Origin of the sequence: Kitasatospora sp. NPDC127067 (assembly GCF_042724755.1) — a bacterium.
Taxonomy (GTDB): Bacteria; Actinomycetota; Actinomycetes; order Streptomycetales; family Streptomycetaceae; genus Kitasatospora; species Kitasatospora lactacystinica.
In genome coordinates this window covers 15388-33049 of record NZ_JBHXEM010000099.1, presented here as the reverse complement: position 1 = coordinate 33049, position 17662 = coordinate 15388, and the positions used below count along the sequence as shown (strand labels likewise).

15 protein-coding genes are annotated in these 17662 nt (G+C 73.9%); 3 read left to right on the top strand and 12 right to left on the bottom strand.

Going from position 1 to position 17662, the window contains the following annotated elements; translation table 11 throughout:
* Positions 1–138: 138 nt before the first annotated feature.
* Positions 139–2217 (top strand): tetratricopeptide repeat protein, encoded by a 2079-nt coding sequence (locus tag ACFWJ4_RS30515; protein WP_380549558.1) that lies wholly within the window; start codon positions 139–141, stop codon positions 2215–2217.
* Here the strand turns inward: ACFWJ4_RS30515 and ACFWJ4_RS30510 are convergent.
* The gene (locus ACFWJ4_RS30510; protein ID WP_380549555.1) at positions 2145–2981 is read right to left on the bottom strand and encodes a helix-turn-helix domain-containing protein; all 837 of its coding nucleotides are present in this window, start codon (positions 2979–2981) and stop codon (positions 2145–2147) included. The genes ACFWJ4_RS30515 and ACFWJ4_RS30510 overlap by 73 nt on opposite strands.
* 81 nt (positions 2982–3062) lie before the next feature.
* A complete protein-coding gene (locus tag ACFWJ4_RS30505; RefSeq protein ID WP_380549552.1) occupies positions 3063–3905 on the bottom strand; it encodes an SDR family NAD(P)-dependent oxidoreductase in 843 nt (280 codons plus the stop codon).
* A gap of 154 nt (positions 3906–4059) precedes the next feature.
* Here ACFWJ4_RS30505 and ACFWJ4_RS30500 point away from each other — a divergent pair, with 154 nt between their 5' ends.
* Positions 4060–4722, top strand: coding sequence for an NADPH-dependent F420 reductase (locus tag ACFWJ4_RS30500; protein ID WP_380549549.1), 663 nt, complete (start codon positions 4060–4062; stop codon positions 4720–4722).
* A gap of 33 nt (positions 4723–4755) precedes the next feature.
* On the opposite strand, the gene galK is transcribed toward ACFWJ4_RS30500, so the two are convergent.
* Together galK and galT are read right to left on the bottom strand one after the other, a co-directional pair.
* A complete protein-coding gene (gene galK / locus ACFWJ4_RS30495) occupies positions 4756–5883 on the bottom strand; it encodes a galactokinase (protein WP_380549546.1) in 1128 nt (375 codons plus the stop codon).
* A complete protein-coding gene (galT, locus tag ACFWJ4_RS30490) occupies positions 5880–6986 on the bottom strand; it encodes a galactose-1-phosphate uridylyltransferase (protein ID WP_380549543.1) in 1107 nt (368 codons plus the stop codon). The genes galK and galT overlap by 4 nt, the downstream gene beginning before the upstream one ends.
* 114 nt (positions 6987–7100) lie before the next feature.
* Between galT and ACFWJ4_RS30485 the strand changes: the two genes are divergently transcribed.
* A complete protein-coding gene (locus ACFWJ4_RS30485) occupies positions 7101–7928 on the top strand; it encodes a DeoR/GlpR family DNA-binding transcription regulator (RefSeq protein WP_380549540.1) in 828 nt (275 codons plus the stop codon).
* Here the strand turns inward: ACFWJ4_RS30485 and ACFWJ4_RS30480 are convergent.
* The 8 genes from ACFWJ4_RS30480 to ACFWJ4_RS30445 all read right to left on the bottom strand — a co-directional run bounded on the left by ACFWJ4_RS30480 (position 7925) and on the right by ACFWJ4_RS30445 (position 17506).
* Positions 7925–9121: a LacI family DNA-binding transcriptional regulator gene (locus ACFWJ4_RS30480; protein ID WP_380549537.1), complete on the bottom strand. Its 1197-nt coding sequence runs from the start codon at positions 9119–9121 to the stop codon at positions 7925–7927. The genes ACFWJ4_RS30485 and ACFWJ4_RS30480 overlap by 4 nt on opposite strands.
* Positions 9122–9239: 118 nt before the next feature.
* Positions 9240–11021 carry a glycoside hydrolase family 36 protein gene (locus tag ACFWJ4_RS30475; protein ID WP_380549534.1) on the bottom strand — a complete coding sequence of 594 codons (1782 nt, stop codon included), beginning with the start codon at positions 11019–11021 and terminating at the stop codon, positions 9240–9242.
* A gap of 2 nt (positions 11022–11023) precedes the next feature.
* Positions 11024–11959, bottom strand: coding sequence for a carbohydrate ABC transporter permease (locus ACFWJ4_RS30470; protein ID WP_380549531.1), 936 nt, complete (start codon positions 11957–11959; stop codon positions 11024–11026).
* Positions 11956–12870, bottom strand: a complete 915-nt coding sequence (locus ACFWJ4_RS30465; protein ID WP_380549528.1) for a carbohydrate ABC transporter permease — start codon at positions 12868–12870, stop codon at positions 11956–11958. The genes ACFWJ4_RS30470 and ACFWJ4_RS30465 overlap by 4 nt, the downstream gene beginning before the upstream one ends.
* On the bottom strand, positions 12867–14213 hold the full coding sequence (locus ACFWJ4_RS30460; protein ID WP_380549525.1) for an ABC transporter substrate-binding protein: 1347 nt from the start codon (positions 14211–14213) through the stop codon (positions 12867–12869). Before ACFWJ4_RS30460 ends, ACFWJ4_RS30465 begins: the two co-directional genes overlap by 4 nt.
* A 283-nt stretch (positions 14214–14496) precedes the next feature.
* Positions 14497–15723, bottom strand: a complete 1227-nt coding sequence (locus ACFWJ4_RS30455) for a radical SAM protein (RefSeq protein WP_380549522.1) — start codon at positions 15721–15723, stop codon at positions 14497–14499.
* Positions 15724–15743: 20 nt separating this feature from the next.
* Positions 15744–16478 (bottom strand): hypothetical protein, encoded by a 735-nt coding sequence (locus tag ACFWJ4_RS30450; RefSeq protein WP_380549520.1) that lies wholly within the window; start codon positions 16476–16478, stop codon positions 15744–15746.
* A 188-nt stretch (positions 16479–16666) separates the two neighbouring features.
* The gene (locus ACFWJ4_RS30445) at positions 16667–17506 is read right to left on the bottom strand and encodes a DUF2785 domain-containing protein (RefSeq protein ID WP_380549517.1); all 840 of its coding nucleotides are present in this window, start codon (positions 17504–17506) and stop codon (positions 16667–16669) included.
* Between the last annotated feature and the right edge of the window lie 156 nt (positions 17507–17662).

Sequence of the window (17662 nt, the reverse complement as noted above, 5' to 3'; positions counted from 1 at the left end):
ACTCCGCCGCCCATCCCCCCCCCCCCCCCGTCCCCCCCGACGCGCCCCGCGCCGCCGCCCCCCGGGGCGCCCACGGCAGCGCCGTTTCGGCTCCCATAATGGTGCCCATTCGACACGCCGGGCGGTGGGGGCGAGCAGGTGCAGGGCTGGCAGGTCAGGAACGGCATCGAGAACAGCACGGTCAACGGCAGCACCTTCCAGGCGCGCGAACTGACCGTCCACCAGTACGCCGCGCCGGCTGCCGTCGAGGTGCGGTGGCCGGTGGTGATCGGGCGGATCCCGCCCAGGGCGACGGCCTTCCAGCCCCGTGAGGAGCTGCGGAGGGAGATCGACGAGGCCCGCGGGGAGTACGGGACGGTCGTGCTGAGCCAGGTGCTGGCGGGCGGTGGCGGCGTCGGCAAGTCGCAGCTCGCCGCGCACTACGCGCGCGCGGCCGTCGAGGCGGGCACCGACCTGGTGCTGTGGGCCGACGCGGCCGAGCCCTCCGCCGTGACCGAGCTGTACGCCCGGGCCGCCGTGCAGCTGGGGGTGCCCGGGGCGAGCGGTGAGGCCGAACAGGACGCGGAGCGCTTCCTCGCCTGGCTGGCCGTCACCGAGCAGAGCTGGCTGATCGTCCTCGACAACACCACCGAGCACACGCCCGAGGAGCTCTGGCCCGTCACCAGCCGGGGCGGCCGGGGCCGGGTCATCGCCACCACCCGCCACCGGGGAGCCGCCAGTACGGGCAGCGACCGGACCCTCGTGGACGTCACCACCTACTCCCCCGCCGAATCGGCCGCCTACCTCGGCGAGCGGCTGGAGCGGGCCAAGTGCGCCCGCTTCCTCGACGAGCACGCGGAGGAGCTCGCCGAGGCGCTGGGCCACCTGCCGCTGGCGCTGGCCCACGCCGCCGCCTGCATGGTCAACACCCGGCGCGGCTGCGGCCGTTACCTGGAGCTCTTCCGCGACCGCTCGCGCAGCCTGGACGCCGTTCTGCCGGCCCGCTCCGGTGCCGACGGCTACCGGGGGCCGGTCGCGGCGGCGCTGCTGCTGGCCCTCGACGCGGCGCAGCAGGAGGAGCCGGTCGGGCTCGCCGGGCCGGTGCTCCGGTTGGCGGCGCTGCTCGACCCGGCCGGGCATCCGCAGGAGCTGTGGGGCACCGGGCCGGTGCTGGAGCATCTCGGCAGGGTCCGCGGCGCGCCCGTCACGGCCGACGACGCGATGGAGGCGCTCGCGCTCCTGCACAACTACAGCCTCGTCACCCTCACCGAGACCTCCCACCGGGAGGTGACCCTCCATGCGCTCACCGCCCGTGCCGCCCTCGACACGGGTCCCGACTCGACGCGGGCGGGCATCGTGGTCGCCGAGGCCCTTCTCGAACTGTGGCCGACCGCGGACTACGGCGTGCAGGGTTTGGCCGCGACGCTCCGGGCCAACACCGACGTGCTCACCAGGCACGGGCCCACCGGCCTGATCCAGCGGCCGCTGGGGATGCACCTGCTGCTGTTCCGCTGCGGCGCCAGCCTCGTGGAGGCGGGCCTGTACGCCACCGGCATCCAGTACTGGACACATCTCGCCACCACGAGCGAGCGCGTCCTGGGAGGCGACCATCCCGACACTCTCGCGGCCCTCGGGAACCTCGCGCAGTCGTGCTGGGAGGCCGGACGCACCGACGAGGCGATGAGTCTCCAGGAGCAGGTCCTCGCCGACCTCCAACGCCTCCACGGCAGTGACCACCCCACCGTCCTGATGGCCCGCAACAACCTGGCCGCCACCTACTCGGAGGCCGGACGCGTCGAGGACGCCATCGGTCTCCAGGAACAGGTCCTCGCCGACCGCCGGCACGAGCTGGGCGCCGACCACCCCGACACCCTCACCTCCCGCAACAACCTGGCCGCCACCTACCTGGAGGCCGGACGCGTCGAGGACGCCATCGGTCTCCAGGAGCAGGTCCTCGCCGACCGCCGGCGCGTCCTCGGCGCCGACCACCCGGACACCCTCACCTCCCGCAACAACCTCGCGGTCATGTACCTGCATGCCGGAGACGTGGAGCGAGGGGTGGAGATGCTCCGCCGGGCGGCGGCGGACCTCGACCGCGTCCTCGGGCCGGACCATCCGTCGACCGTCCTGGCCAGGGAGAACCTGCTCGAAGTGACGGGGGAACCTCAGCCCGAGGCCGCCCAGGACAGCAGCACCCGCAGCCCGTCGTCCGATGCCGAGCCCGGGTCGGCGGTGTAGGTCACCAGCGCCTGGCCGGGGTCGTCGGCCGGCCGCAGGGTGTCGTACACGAGGTCCAGCGTGCCGGCCAGGGGGTGGCGGAAGGCCTTGCGGCCCGAGGTCTTGTCGGCGACCGGGTGGTCGGCCCACATCCGCTGGAACTCCTCGCTGCCCAGGCAGAGTTGGCCGATCAGCTCGGCGAGCAGCGGGTCGTCGGGGCGGCGGCCGGCCTCCAGGTGGAGGAAGGCGACGTTCTCCCGGGCGCACGCGGCCCAGTCGGCGTAGAGCTCGCGGGAGGCCGGGTCGAGGAAGGTGATGCGGGCGATGTTGCGCTCCTCGACCGGCAGGGCGCCGTAGTCGCCGAGGAGCGCGACGGCGGCGTGGTTCCAGGCGAGGACGTCCATCCGGTGGCCCATCACCAAGGCCGGGGTGTGCGGGAGTTGCTCCAGCAGGCGCAGCAGCGAGGGGCGGGGCCGCTGGCGCTCGACGGGGCGGCGGGGGCGGGCCGTGGGCCGGGCGAGGCGGTGCAGGTGGCCGGACTCGTCGGGGGCCAGCCGCAGGGCGCGGGCGACGGCGTCGAGGACGGCGTCCGACGGGTTGCCGACCCGGCCCTGTTCGAGGCGGGTGTAGTAGTCGACGCTGACTCCGGCGAGGTGGGCGAGCTCCTCGCGGCGCAGCCCGGCGACGCGGCGGCGGCCGCCGTAGTCGGGGAGGTCGACGTCCTCGGGCCGCAGGCCGGCGCGGCGGGTGCGGAGGAATTCGCTCAGGGCGCTGCTCGGGTTCACGTCATGGATTGTCACCCGGACGGGTGCCGCCGTGCCTGGCCCTGTCAGGACCAGGCACGGCGGAGCCGGGGCGTCAGCCGGTCAGCCGGTCAGGGACGGGAAGGCCGGGACGAGCCCGCCGTCGATCACGATGTCCTGCCCGGTGATGTACGAGGAGCGGTCGGAGAGCAGGAAGGCGACCGTCTGCGCGACGTCCTCGGCGGTGCCCAGCCGGCCGAGCGGGACGTGGCCGCGGATCGGCTCGTGGTCGGCCGGGTCCGGGACGGCCGCGTGGAACATCTCGGTGACGATGTAGCCGGGGCTGACCGAGTTGACCCGGATGCCGCGTCCGGCCAGTTCGCTGCCGAGGGTGCGGGCGAGGCTGAGGACGGCGGCCTTGGTGGCGGCGTAGACGGCGGCGCCGGGCAGGCCGCGGTGCGGGGTCCAGGAGGCGTTGAGGACGACGGATCCGCCGCCGGCGGCGTCCAGTAGCGGCAGGGCGTGCTGGACGGTGAGGAACACGCCCTTGAGGTTGACCGCGACGATCCGGTCGAACTCGGCCTCCGTCACCTCGTCCACCGGCTGGAAGCCGGCCACGCCGGCGTTGGCGAAGACCCCGTCGAGCCGGCCGTACCGCTCCCGCACGGTGTCGGCCAGCCGGGCGAGGTCGGCCGCTACGGAGGCGTCGGCGCGGACGGTGAGCAGCCGGTCGCCGGCGTCGAGGCGCGCCGCGGCGCGGGCGAGCCGCGCGTCGTCACGGCCGGTGACGACGACCCGGGCGCCGGTGGCAAGGAGGTGACGGGCGGTGGCGAGGCCCATGCCGCTGGTGCCGCCGGTGACGAGGACCGTGGAGTCGCCGGGGACGGTGGCGGCGGAGGGGACGGTGGCATCGCCGGGGACGGTGGCATCGGAATGAACGGTGGCGTCGGAGGAACTGTGGCTCATGCCGTTCACCTTCGCGACCGGTGCCGGGCCGACACCAGGCCCGCCTCGACCGTGGGTCCAGGAAAACCACCCTGCCGACCGGGAATCGGCGCGATCACCGGATGGTTGGGCCAGGGCGACGGTCCAATACGGCACTCGCGAAGAGGGACTTCCCATGAAGATCGGCATCATCGGCGCGGGCAACATCGGCGGCAACCTGACGCGACGGCTGACGTCGCTGGGGCACGAGGTATCGGTGGCCAACTCCCGTGGCCCGGAGACGCTCAAGGCACTGGTCGAGGAGACCGGCGCGACGGCGGTGACGGTCTCCGAGGCCGCCCGGGGCGCGCAGGTCGTGGTGGTGACGGTGCCGCTGAAGAGCGTGCCGGACCTGCCCGCCGGGCTGCTGGACGGCGCCGCCGAGGGCGTCGCGGTGATCGACACCGGCAACTACTACCCGAAGGAGCGCGACGGCCGGATCGACGCGATCGAGGACGGCGGGCTCACCGAGAGCCGGTGGACGGAGCAGCACCTCGGGCACCGGGTGGTGAAGGTGTTCAACGGCACCTACGCCCAGGACCTGCTGGAGCGCCCGCGCCCGGCCGGGGACCCGGAGCGGATCGCCGTGCCGGTCGCGTCGGACGACGAGGCGGCCAAGCGGGTGGTGCGGGAGCTGGTCGACGCGTTGGGCTTCGACACCGTGGACGCGGGCGGGATCGACGAGTCCTGGCGCCAGCAGCCGGCCACCCCGGTGTACGGGCTGCGGGCCGGGGTCGAGGCGGTCACCCGGGCGCTCGCGGAGGCCTCCCCGGAGCGCCCGGCCGCCCACCGGGCGTAGGGCCTGTCCCGAGCCCCCGCCCGGCGGAGCGGTTCAGCGGAGCCGGCGCGCCCCCTCCGCCGGGACGGCGGTGAGGGTGCGCGGCTCGGCGTACCCGGCTTCGCGGAAGGCGGCGGTGACCTCGGCGGCGACGCGCTCGGCGGTGTCCGTGTCCACCAGGGCGATGACCGAGCCGCCGAAGCCGCCGCCGGTCATCCGCGCGCCGTGGGCGCCGGCGGCCAGGGCCGCGTCGACGGCGAGGTCGGTCTCCGGGCAGGAGACCCGGTAGTCGTCGCGCAGCGAGGCGTGCCCGGCGGTGAGGATCGGGCCGAGCGCGGCGGGGTCGCCGGCGTCCAGACGGGCGACGGCGGCCTCCACCCGGGCGTTCTCGGTGACCACGTGGCGCACGAGGGGAACCAGGTCCTCGGGGAGCCGGGCGAGCGCGTCTGCCAGTCCGGCCGGCTGGAGCGAGCGGAGCGCGGGCAGCCCGAGCAGGGCGGCGGCGCGTTCGCAGCCGGCCCGCAGCGCGGCGTAGGCGCCGTCGCCGAGGTCGTGCTTCACCCGGGTGTCCAGGACGAGCAGGGCGAGGCCCGCGCCCGCGAGGTCGACGGGCACCTGACGCATCGTCAGATCGCGGCTGTCGAGGAACAGGGCGGCCCCGGGGCGGCAGCACATCGAGGCCATCTGGTCCATGATTCCGCAGGGCACGCCGACGAAGGCGTTCTCGGCCCGCTGTGCCAGCACCGCCAGTTCCGGGCCCGCCAGGCCCAGCCCGTACAGGTCGTTGCAGACGGCGGCGACGACGCACTCCAGGGCGGCCGAGGAGGAGAGCCCGGCGCCGCCGGGCACGTCGCTGTCCAGTCGGAGGTCGGCCCCGCCGACCCGGTGGCCGGCCTCGCGCAGCGCCCACACCACCCCGGCCGGGTAGCCGGCCCAGCCGGGCACCGAGCCGGGGGCGAGGTCGTCCACCTTCAGCGTCACGAGGTCACCGCCCTGGGCGGACCAGAGCCGCAGCAGTCCGTCCTCCCGCCGGGCGGCCTGGGCGCGGACGGTCCGCGGCAGGGCGATGGGGAGGACGAACCCGAGGTTGTAGTCGGTGTGTTCGCCGATCAGGTTGACCCGGCCGGGGGCGGCCCACTCCCCCTCGGAGGGGCGGCCGTACAGCTGCTCGAAGGTGTTCATGCGGCAACCTCCCGCAGCCGGCGGGCCGCGTCCTCGGGGGTGACGTCGTTGACGAAGGCGTCCATGCCGGATTCCACCCCGGCCAGGTACTTGAGCTTGTCGGCGGTGCGGCGGATGGTGAACAGCTCCAGGTGCAGGGCGAGTTCGTCCCGCTGTCCGGCCGGGGCCTGGTGCCAGGCGGAGATGTACGGGGTGCGGCCGGTGCCGAAGAGCCGGTCGAAGCGGCGCAGCAACTCCAGGTAGAGGGCGGGGAATTCGTCCCGCTGTTCGGCGTCCAGCTCGGTCAGGTCGGGCACCCGGCGGTGCGGGTGGAGGTGGACCTCGTACGGCCAGCGGGCGGCGAAGGGGACGAAGGCCGTCCAGTGCGTCCCGGCGAGCACGATGCGGTCGCCGTGGGCGCGTTCGGCGGCGAGCAGGTCCTCGAAGAGGTTGCGGCCGGTGGCGGCGCGGTGTTCGGCGGCGCGGGTGGCCATCCGGGCGGTGCGCGGGGCGGTGAAGGGCAGGGCGTAGACCTGGCCGTGCGGGTGAGCGAGGGTGACGCCGATCTCGGCGCCCCGGTTCTCGAAGCAGTAGACCTGCCGCACGCCGGGCAGGGCGGAGAGTTCGGCGGTGCGGTCGGTCCAGGCGTCCAGGACGAGCCGGGCGCGCTCGGGGGTGAGGTCGGCGAAGGAGGCCTCGTGGTCGGCGGTGAAGCAGACCACCTCGCAGCGCCCGGCGCCGGGGCCGCTGGTCCACAGGCCCCCGGCCGCCCGGACGGGCTCCGCGGGCGGGCCGGCCAGCGAGGGGAAGCGGTTCTCGAAGACGGCCACCTGGTAGTCCTCGGCCGGGATCTCGCTGTGCCGCCCGTCCCGGGACGGGCAGAGCGGGCACTCCTCGGCCGGCGGCCGGTAGGTGCGCGCCTGGCGGTGGGCCGCGATGGTGACCCAGTCGCCGGTGGCCGGGTCCAGCCGGACCTCGGAACCGGGGGTCTGCGGGTCGAGCGGCCGTTCGTCCACCGCGCACCGGGGGGCGGCGGTGCCGCCGTCGTAGTAGATCAGCTGCCGACCGTCCGCGAGGGTGGTCACTGTCCTGACGGTGGGCTGGGTCAGGGACGTACCGGGCATGGCCCTTCTTCCTCCGAGTGAAGCCATTGGACATGGGTAAATCAACAGAAAGCTACAATCTCAAACATTATCCACCATGAGCACACGGCCGAAGTGCTCGAAGGAGGCCTCCCGATGGCTGACAGCGCCCAACCGCTCGCCGGACAGCGCCGCGTGCTGATCCTGGAGCAGATCCGCGAGCGCGGCGGGGTCCGGGTCACCGAGCTGGTCCGCGACCTCGGGGTCTCCGACATGACGGTCCGGCGCGACCTGGACGCGCTGGCGCGCCGGGGCCTGGTCCACAAGGTGCACGGCGGCGCCGTCCGGGTCGAGGCGCCGGCCACCGGCGAGCCCGGGTTCGAGACCAAGGCGCACTGGGAGCTGCCCGCCAAGGAGGCGATCGCCCGGGCCGCCGCCGCGCTCGTCCCGCCGGGTTCGGCGGTCGGGCTGGCCGGCGGGACGACCACCTTCGCGGTCGCCCGGCACCTGCGCGCGGTCGAGGGCCTGACCGTGGTGACCAACTCGCTGCGGATCGCCGAGCTGCTGGAACAGCCCGCCGAGGACGGCACGCCGGCCACCGCCACGGTGATCCGCACCGGCGGCGTGCGGACCCCCTCGGACGCGCTGGTCGGCCCGGTGGCCGACCGGGCGATCCGCTCCCTGCACGTCAATCTGCTGATCCTGGGCTGCCACGGGCTCTCCCCCGAGGCCGGGCTGACCACCCCGAACCTGGCCGAGGCGGAGACCAACCGCGCCTTCCTCCGGTCGGCCCGCCGGGTGGTCGTGGTCGCGGACCACACCAAGTGGAACGCGGTCGGCCTGGCCACCTTCGCCGACCTGGACCAGCTGGACGTCCTGGTCACCGACGACGCCCTGCCCGCCGAGCAGCGGGCGGCCGCCGCGGGCATGGTCAGCGAGCTGATCGTGGCGGCGACGGCGGACCGCACGAACCGGCCCGGCTAGCCCGACCGGCCCGACCGGCCCGACCGGCCCGACTCACCCGACCGGCCCGACCGCCCTGGCTCACCCGACCGCTCCGGCTCGCCGAACCAACCCGACCAGCCGGATCGCTGCGCCCCGCCGGAGCGGCCCGAACTCCCCCGCACCACCAGCTCGGTGGGCAGCTCCAGGCCCTCGCCCGGCGCCGCCCGCCCGCGCACCTGGTCCAGCAGCCGGCCGACCAGCGCCGTGGCGATCGCCCGCAGCGGCAGCCGGACCGAGGTCAGCCCGGGATGGAGGTGCCGGCAGAGCGGCGTGTCGTGGAACCCGGTGACCGCCACCCCGCCGGGCCCGATCACCAGCCCCTCCGCCCGGACCGCCTCGTACACGTCCAGTGCCAGCAGGTCGCTGCCGGCCGCGACGGCGGTCGGCCGGTCGGGCCCGCGCAGCAGCGCCCGTACGGAGGCCGTCACGGAGCCCCCGGCCGCTCCCCCGGCCCCGTCAACGGCTCCCGCCCCAGCCCCCGCCGCGCCCGTCGCCACCGCGGACAGGCCGAGCCGGTCGGCCTCGGCCAGGAACCCGGCCCGCCGCGCCGCCATCCAGGGCAGCTCCTCGGCGGCCCCGAGGTAGCCGATCCGGCGGTGGCCGAGCGCCGCGAGGTGCCGCACCACCTCGGCCATCGCCGCCTCGTTGCCGATGTCCACCCAGTGCTGCGGCTGCCCCGGCCCGGTCCGTCCGAAGCTGACGAACGGGACGCCGAGCCGGGCCGCATGGGCGATCCGGACGTCCTCGTGCAGCACGTCGGCCAGCACCAGTCCGTCCACCTGGCGGGCCGCCACCAGTTCGTCGATCGACGCCGCCGGGTCGGCCGTGCCCTGCCCCGGCCGGAACAGCAGCACCCGCTGCCCGGCCGCCCCGGCCGCGTCGACCAGGGCCTCCAGGAAGCCGGCCATCAGCGGGTTCGGGTCGAGCGGGTCGTCCACCGGGGCGAGGTAGCCGATGGTGCGGCGGGCGCCGCTGCGCAGCGAGCGGGCCGACTGGTCGGGCTGGTAGCCGAGTTCGCGGATCGCCGCGTTCACCCGCTCCAGGGTCTCCGGGCGGACCCGCTGCGGCGCGTTCAGCGTGTTGGAGACGGTCTGCCGGGAGACCCCGGCCGCCCGGGCGACCTCCTCGATCGTGGCGGCGCCACGGCGCGGGCGGTGCGGTCCCTCGGGCATGCGGTCCTCCAGGGGTGGTCGGGGCTCGGGACGACGGGGCCGGAACCGGTCCGCCGCCCCGAGCGGGTCGGGCCCTGCGCGGGACCGGGCCCGACGCGGGGTCAGGCCCGGCGCGGGGTCAGGCCCGGCGCAGGGTCAGCAGTCCGCCGCGCGGCACCACGATCGCGTCCGCCCGGTCCAGCTCGACCTCGCCCTGCCGGACGATACGCCCCCGGGCGTCCTGCACCGTCACCGCCACCTGCCCGCGGCCGCCGGTGAGCCGGACGTCCGGGTCGGCGTCGGCGTTGGCGACCAGCAGGGTGTGCCAGTCCCCGCCGGAGACGTCCACCGGCAGCGCGGCGTAGCGGGCCACCGCCACGGTGTCGGCGCCGCGCGCGGTGACCATCGGGTAGCCGAGGTCCGGGCGGGCCGGGAGCAGTTCGCCGAGCTGGAGGGTGTCGGTGTGCTCGCGGAAGACGCCGAGCCAGAAGGCGATGGTCTCGCGCTGGGCCTCGCTCTGCGCGGCGAGGTCGACGGAGACCTGCGGCACCGAGAACAGCACGTTGATCAGGTGGCAGGCGACCTGCTCCGGCGGCTCGCCCTGGTGCCACATCAGCATGTCGGCGTGGACGGGGACGGGCCCGGCCGCGAGCCGCACGTCGACGGTCCGCTGCCGGTTCTCCTGCGGGCTGAGCGGGCAGTCGGTGGCGCGGATCATGGTCGCGTACGGCCACAGGCCGGGGCTGACGTACGGCTGGCGGTGCTCGATCATCGCCTCCGGATCGGCGGCGGTGATCCGGCCGCGGATCCCGGCGAGCAGCCGCTCCACGCCCTCGTCGACGGTCGCGCAGTCCGCGCCGGGGCGGGCCGGCGGGGCGTCGGCGCTCTCGGCGGCGCGGGCGAACCAGTCGACGAAGTCCACCTTGAGGCCGTCCATGCCCCACTCCTCGACGGCCCGGGCGAGCCGGTCGGTGAGGAAGGCCCGGACCTCGGGGTGGCGCGGGTCGGCGACGATCGCGCCCATGTGGGCGGCGTCGGCCAGCGCGAGGTGGCCGATCTCCCGGTACGCGGCGCTGTCCTTGCCGATGAACGGCAGCGCGTACCAGAGCATGTAGCGCACGCCGAGGTCGTGCACCCGCCGCACGTGGGCGGCGGTGTCGGGCAGCGAGACCGGCTCCCAGTCGCCGCAGTGGGCGTAGCCGCGGGTGCGGTCGGCGGTCATCCAGCCGTCGTCCACGATGATCACGTCCAGGCCCAGCTCCTTGCCGAGCGCGGCCTGGGTCTCGACGCCCTTGGGGGTGATGTCCTGGTGCATCGAGTACCAGGTGGAGTACGCGGGGCGGCGGGCGGCGTCCGGGATGTCGGCCGTGCGGCCCTCGCCCCACCAGGCGGCGAGGTCGGCCAGGGCGCGCCCGAAGTGGCGGCGGGAGGTGTCGATCCGGACGGTGAGCCGGTCGGTGGCCTGGGCCCAGAACCGGAACTCGCCGGTCTCCTCGACCACTCCGGCCCCGGTCAGCACGTCCGGACGCCCGGCGGCGAAGGCGCACAGGGCGACGTCCCCGGTGCCGACCAGCGCGGCGATCGGCGCGCCGTTGGCCAGCGAGGTGCGGCGCGGGGCGCTCCAGGCGGCGGGCAGCCGGCCGGTGCCGCGCGGCTCGGGGGTCCACAGGGCGGTGGCGTCCACGCAGGGCACGCGCCACTCGATCCGCACCTCGCCCGCGCCCTCGGCGGTCACCTCCACCACCCCGTCGGCGATGCCCCGGGCCGTGCCGGTGCCGCTCACCCGCAGGTCCAGCCCGTCGGCGTACAGCCGGCGCAGGCCGCCGGCGGCGGTGGGGGCGTGCGGCTCCCAGACGTCGTCGGTGCCGGTCGTCGTCCCGCCCGTGCTGTCGGTACTGCTCTCGATCGTGCTCTCGGTCATGGTCAGCCCTTCGTGGCGCCGGCCAGCAGGCCGGAGATGAACTGCCGCTGGAGGACCAGGAAGAGGACCATCATCGGCAGGGTGGACAGCGCGGTGCCGGAGAGGATCGCGCCGTAGTCGGTGTTGGACTTGTTGCCGTGCAGCGTCGCCAGGGCGACCGGCAGGGTGTGCATCTCGGGGCTGCGCAGGGCGATCAGCGGCCAGACGAACTGGTTCCAGGACCCCAGGAAGAGGAAGATCGACAGCGCCGCCAGCACCGGCCGCATGACCGGCACCACCACGCTGAACAGCACCCGGATCTCACCCGCGCCGTCGACCCGGGCGGCGTCCAGGAGTTCGTCCGGCAGGCTGCTCAGCGACTGCCGCATCAGGAAGATGGCGAACGGCACGCACAGGCCGGGCAGGATCAGCGCCTGGTAGGTGTCCAGCAGACCGAAGTTCGTCATCATCTTGAACAGCGGTACCAGCGTGACCTGTTCGGGCACCACGAGGGTGGACAGCAGCAGTGCGAACAGCAGGGTGCGGCCGCGGAAGCGGAACTTGGCGAAGGCGTAGCCCGCGAGCAGCGCCACGACGAGGGCGCCCAGCGTCTGGACCCCCGCCACCAGCACGGAGTTCCCGATCACCCGGAGCAGGCCGATCTTCTGCTGCAGGTGGCTCAGGTTCTCGCCGAGGCTCCCGCCGGGCAGCAGCTTGGGCGGCCAGTCGAAGACCTCGGTGTCCTTGCGGGTGGCGGAGACCACCAGCCAGTAGAAGGGGGCGATCGACAGCCCGGTGATGCCGGCCAGGAAGAAGGTGAGCGGCCAGCCGCGCAGCCTCTTGAGGGGGTTCGCCCTCCTGGGGGTCGTGCTCCCGGGCGTGGCGCTCCGGGGTGTCGCGTCCTCGGGCGTCGTGCTCCCGGGCGTCGCGGTTTGGGGGGTGGTGGTCTTGGAGGTCACTTGTCGCGCTCTCCCATCAGGCGCATCTGGAGGGCGCCGAGCACCGACACGATCAGGGTGAGCGCGTAGGCGATGGCGGAGGCGTAGCCGAAGTCGAAGTACCGGAAGCCGTTCTGGTACAGGTACATGGAGACGGTCAGGGTGGCGTTGTCCGGCCCGCCGCCGGTCAGCACGTACGGCTCGTCGAAGAGCTGGAGCGTGCCGATGGTCGAGAGCACGACCGTGAACAGCAGCACCGGACGCAGCGCGGGGACGGTGATCGAGGTGAAGCGGCGGATCGGGCCGGCGCCGTCGACCATCGCGGCCTCGTACAACTCCTTCGGGATGGACTGGAGTCCGGCGAGGTAGATGACGGCGTTGTAGCCGGTGTAGTGCCAGGTGAGCACCACCACGACGGCCATCCGGGCCCAGACCGGCTGGCCCAGCCAGTCGACGGAGGGCAGGCCGACGGCGTTCAGCACCCAGTTGACCGCGCCGTCGTCGGACTTGAGCAGGTAGGCGAACATCACGCCGGTGGCGACCAGGCCGGTGACCGAGGGCATGAAGACGCCGAGCCGCCACACCGTGCGCCAGCGCACCACCGCGGAGTTGATGCCGACGGCCATCAGCAGGGCCAGTCCGAGCATCAGCGGGACCTGGACGACGAGGATCTCGCCGGTGTTGCGCAGGGCCGTCCAGAACAGCGGATCGTCCAGCAGCCGCCGGTAGTTGGCGATGCCGGCGCTGCGGGTGGCGGCGCCGGAGCCGGTGGTGAAGGAGAGCCAGAGCGACTCGATGATCGGGTAGGCCTTGAACACGCCGAAGGTGAGCAGGGCCGGGGCGAGCAGCAGGTACGGCAGGGCGGTGCGCCGCCGGCGGCTCGGCCGGGCCTTCCCGGTGAGGGCGGCGGAGGTCGGGCTGGCGGCACTCATACGATACCGCGCCCCGTCTGCTGGGCGAGCTGCTTGGCGGCGTCCTGGAGGACGGCGGCCGGGTCGGCGCCCTTGAGGAGGACCTTGGTCTGGGCGTCGCTGACGAGCTTGAGGGCGCGGGCGTAGTCGCCGGAGTAGTTGGTGGGGTCGCCGCCCTCGGTGGCGAGGTCGGTGAAGGTCTTGAGCACCGCCTGGCCGCCGTAGAAGGCGCTGGGCGCGGCGTACATCGGGTCGGCGTAGGCCTCGGTGAGGGCCGGGAAGACGCCGCCCGCGTTGAACATCGTGTTGACCGAGGCCGTGCGGGTGAGCGCGTACTCGACGAACTTCCAGGCGGCGCGGCGGCGCGGGCTGGAGGCGGCGACGGCCAGGTGGGTGGAGTTGACCAGCGCGGTGCGCTTGCCGCCGGGGGTGACCGCCGGGGGCTTGGTGAGGCGCCAGTTGCCGCTCTGGTCGGGGAACTTCTTCTCCAGGTAGTGCGCGACCCAGGTGGGCATCGCGGCCACCGCGAGCTTGCCGCTCTTCATCACCGGCGGCCAGCTCTGGACGCCGGGGGTGTCACCGATCAGCCCGGCCTCGTCCAGCCGCTTGATGATGGTCAGGGCGCGCACGGCCGGCTCCGAGGCGACGGTGATCTTGCCCTGGAGGTCGAAGTAGAAGGCGCCCTGGAGCTGCATCAGGCCCTGGAGGAAGTCCAGGTCGGGGGTGGGGTTGGCGGCCCGGTTGACGCCGATCAGCGCGATGCCGGGGTTGGCGGCCTTGAAGCGGTCGGCGACGGCGAGCAGGTCGTCCCAGGTGGCGAAGGTCTCGGGGTCGATGCCCGCCTTGTCGAAGTAGTCCTTGCGGTAGAAGAAGCCCAGCGCGTTGACCTCCCAGGGCAGCGCGTAGGCGTGACCGTCCTTGCCGGTGACGACCGGCCACAGGCCCTTGGCGAACTTGTCCTTGTGGGCGTCGGCGCCGAGCGCGGAGAGGTCGGCCAGGCCGCCGGGGAACTTCTCCTGGTAGCCGGGCAGGTAGTCACAGCCGATGTGGAGGACGTCGCCGAGGCCCTGGCCGCCGGCCGCCAGGCCGACGGTGATCTTGTCCCAGATGGCGGGCTCGCCGATGTCCTGGACGTCGACCTTGATCCCCGGGTTGTCCTTCTCGAAGGCCGGGACGATGCCGCGCAGGGCGTCGGCGGCGGTGGCCCAGGACCAGACGGTGATCGTGCCGGTGTCGGCGTCCCCGCCGACGGCGCCTCCCGATCCGGAGCCGCCGCCGCAGGCCGCGAGGGTTCCGCCGGCGGCGACGGCCAGCAGGCCGGCTCCGGAGGCGCGGAGAAGGTCGCGACGAGAAAGGTGTGACATTGCATTCCTCTCGGTGGGGTGGCGCCGGAAGGCTGTGGTGCACAGGGGGTGGTGGGTGTGACTGGTGCGGCGGGGGTCGCTCGGGTCAGTTTGAACGTTCAAACACACAAAACAGACCAGAACCAAACAGGTTCGAACGAGCGGACACAGCAAACGCCCGCCCTCCCCGTGCCGTCAAGACCTGGAGAGGGGAACGGCGGGCTCCGCAACCGTTCCGTTATCGGCGGGGGCCTCGGAGAGGGGCGCCAGGACGGGGCGCCGGAGGCGGCATCGGCCGCGTCCGTCAGCCCCGCACGGCACCCGAGGGACCGAACACGGTTCCCGGGGTGACCGGGATCCCCCGGGACATGGCCTCGAAGTCCAGGATCGGATGGGTCAGGATCTCCTCGACCTCGTCGGTCAGGAGGTTGCCCAGGATGAACTCCTCCTCCGCGCCCGACCCGAAGGTGACGACCTGCCCGCTCGACTGGATCATCCAGTTCAGCAGCTCCCGCTCGCTGCTCTCCGCGAGGTGGACCTCCCGGCCGGGGTGGTCGCGCCGGATCCCGTCCACGACCGCGCGGACGTCCTCGACCGCCACCCCGAGCCTGCGGACCGTGGCCGGCGACGCCCGTCGGCCCCACCACTGGAAGATCACCCACTGGGCGACCGAAGGGTGGGACATGATCTCGTCTGCGAGCTCCGGCAGTTGGTGGAGGTTCTCGGCACTCGCCACGGTGTGCACCCGCACCCGGTCGAAGCCCTCGGCGTCGCACAGGGCGAGGGATTCCAGCAGCGCCCGGAGGAGGTCGGCGTCCGGGCTGCGGCGGAACGCCCGCTGCACGTCCGCGGTGACGGCGTCCAGCGGCAGCCGCAGCGAGGACAGTCCGCGGAGGCGGTCGAGCTTCTCGGCGGTGAGCGTGTAGCCGGTGGTGTCGAGGCCGACCTTGAGGCCGGCGGCGATCGCGTGGTCGACCACGTCGAAGATCGGCGGCCACAGCAGCGGGTCGCCGCCCGCCAGCACCAGGTCGGTGGTCCCGTGCGCCGCGAGCTTCGCGATGATCCGGTCCGCCTGGGCCAGGTCGATCTGCTCCGCGGCGAACGGGTTGTAGCAGCCCTGGCAGGACATCGGACAGCGGTTGTTGATCGACCAGTTGACCCGCCGGACGCCACGTCCGGTGCGCGGCAGGCCGGCCCGGCTCCGGATCCCGGCCACCAGGTGGGCGAGGCGCCGGCTCTGCGGGAGGACGGCTCCGGCGAGCAGGTCCTCGGCCCGTTCGACGGCGGCCGCGGTGGCGTTGTTCTGGAGCAGCAGGAACGCCAGGCGCCAGCGCATGGCCTCGTCCGCCGGGTCCCGGCCCAGGGCCAGTTCGACCCGCTCGGTCAGGGCGCCGAGGTAGCCCGGGTTGAAGTTGGCGGGCTCCAGGCGCCGTTGGAAGTCGTCGGCTATCGACCCGCGTTCCAAGGACCTGTCGTAGCCGGCCCGCAAGGGGTGCGGGGGCAGGATCTCCACGTGCTGCCGGGTGGACATGGGGTGCTCTCCGGTGGTGGTCAGTTCGGGGCGGACGGCAGCAGGACGACCATCGAGTCGGCGGACGACAGGCCCATGCTCTCGACGAAGACCGCGTCGCGGACGAGCTGCGCGACGGCGGGGTGGGTGGGGGTGGCGAGGTAGCGCGCGGTGGATTCGAGCGGGGTGACGCCGCGCTCGGCGATCAGGGCGCGCAGGGCGCGCGGGAGGTCGTCGAGGCCGTCGCGTACCTCCTTGAGATCGAACCGGTCGGCCAGCCGCGTCGCGGCCCTGCGGGCCTTGGCGAGGTTGGTCGTCGGGTCCAGGGCCGTCGCCTTCGCCAGGTAGTAGGGGACGGGCTGCATCATCCAGGCCAGTGCCCCGTGCGGGTCGCCGTCGTCGCGGCCCGGCAGGTCGAAGCCCTCCGGTCCGAGTGCGAGGCCGTCGCAGAACCACTCGGGCCTCATGCTGATCCGGTAGTGGGCGTGGCCGGCCAGCCGGAACGCCGGGAGCCTGGCGATGACGGACGTCGTCTCGATCCGGAAGGTGTCGGAGATCCGCCGCATCCTCCGTCCCACCACGTCGCGGACCTCCGGCACGTCCGCGTCCTCGGCCACGACGTGCACCAGGTCGAGGTTGGAGACGACGTCTCCGCTCGGCCCGGTGCGGTGGTCGCCGCGGGCGAGGGAACCGGTCGCCGCCACCGACATGTCGGTGACGTCGGCGAACTCGCGGGCCAACTCCTGGAACAACAGGGGGACGTCTTCGGGTCTCACGTGGCTCCTCGGGTGTCGGCGGCGGCGGCGAAGGAGCGATCCTTCACCCTCTCTTCCAAGTCCTTTTACATCGTGGAGAGTTCGTATTCAGTCGCGCAGCCTAACAGCGGCCCGCCACAAATGGTCGAGTTCGCATCAATTACCTCATGCGTCAGGGGTGACAAACCGACAGAAGCGGTCCTGTTCAGTCACATTGGGGGACGTTCGACGCCCTTGGACCGGGTGGGGATCCCGTCCCCGGCCTGTCGGAGCGGCAGGCGCAGCACCTCGGCCACCCCGGCCTTCACCACCTCGCCGTGGGCGAGCGGGACGGGGCGTCCGCCGCGCTCCGCGCAGACCCCGAGGTCCGCCAGCAGGTACAGGGCCCGCAGGGTGCGGACGGTGTTGGAGGCCCAGACCGGCATCGGCCCGTACTCGTACGGGGCGAGGGCCTCGGCGATCGGTGCCAGCCAGGCGGTCGACCGCTCCGGCGTCAGGTCGGGGCGGGTGAGGACGAGGGCCACGGCCTTGGCGAGCCGGTCGTCCTCCCGCTCCGCGAACAGGTACCCCGTCGGGGCGAGCAGGCGCTCGGCGGCGAGCACGAGCAGCGGTCCGGGGTCGACCTCGGGCCGCAGGCCGAAGGCCCCCAGCAGGTCCGCGCCGTGCGCCACCGCGTGCAGCCAGCCGAGCGTGTCGTCACGGCCCCGCAGGTCGGCCTCCGCGCGGTACCAGGCGGCGAACGCGTCGAGCCAGCCGGGCCTGGTGCCGCCCTGGTTCACGATCATCCTCAGGACGAGCGGGGCGAAGGTCCGCGCCTCGATCCGCGGATCGGTGAAGCGCTCCGCCATCAGGTCACCGAGCGCCAGACACCGCTCGCCGTCGATCACCCCGCTCCGTATCCAGGCGTCCAGCACCGCGTACGGGTAACCGTCCCTGATCTCGGGGTCCGGGCTCCCCAGAGCCTCCGCCAGTTCCGCGGTCAGCTCGTCCAGCCCGCGCCCCGGGGGGAGCGCGCAGTCGTTCTCATGGATCTCTCGCCAGTTCGTCACGGGGCGGGACCCTATCAACGGCGGACACGGCCTCCCACCTGCTTTTTCGGCGCGGGGGGGGGGGCGGGGCCCGGAACCCCGCCACCCCCCGCCCGCCCGCCGCCGCCCCCGCCCCGCCACCCCCCGCGGGAGGCCACGCCCCGGGCCCCCCCGGGG

Coding starts and splice junctions, on each gene's coding strand:
- ACFWJ4_RS30505 (WP_380549552.1), bottom strand. CDS start 3,905: ATGAGCCACAGTTCCTCCGACGCCACCGTTCATTCCGATGCCACCGTC.
- ACFWJ4_RS30500 (WP_380549549.1), top strand. CDS start 4,060: ATGAAGATCGGCATCATCGGCGCGGGCAACATCGGCGGCAACCTGACG.
- galK (WP_380549546.1), bottom strand. CDS start 5,883: ATGAACACCTTCGAGCAGCTGTACGGCCGCCCCTCCGAGGGGGAGTGG.
- galT (WP_380549543.1), bottom strand. CDS start 6,986: ATGCCCGGTACGTCCCTGACCCAGCCCACCGTCAGGACAGTGACCACC.
- ACFWJ4_RS30485 (WP_380549540.1), top strand. CDS start 7,101: ATGGCTGACAGCGCCCAACCGCTCGCCGGACAGCGCCGCGTGCTGATC.
- ACFWJ4_RS30480 (WP_380549537.1), bottom strand. CDS start 9,121: ATGCCCGAGGGACCGCACCGCCCGCGCCGTGGCGCCGCCACGATCGAG.
- ACFWJ4_RS30475 (WP_380549534.1), bottom strand. CDS start 11,021: ATGACCGAGAGCACGATCGAGAGCAGTACCGACAGCACGGGCGGGACG.
- ACFWJ4_RS30465 (WP_380549528.1), bottom strand. CDS start 12,870: ATGAGTGCCGCCAGCCCGACCTCCGCCGCCCTCACCGGGAAGGCCCGG.
- ACFWJ4_RS30460 (WP_380549525.1), bottom strand. CDS start 14,213: ATGTCACACCTTTCTCGTCGCGACCTTCTCCGCGCCTCCGGAGCCGGC.
- ACFWJ4_RS30455 (WP_380549522.1), bottom strand. CDS start 15,723: ATGTCCACCCGGCAGCACGTGGAGATCCTGCCCCCGCACCCCTTGCGG.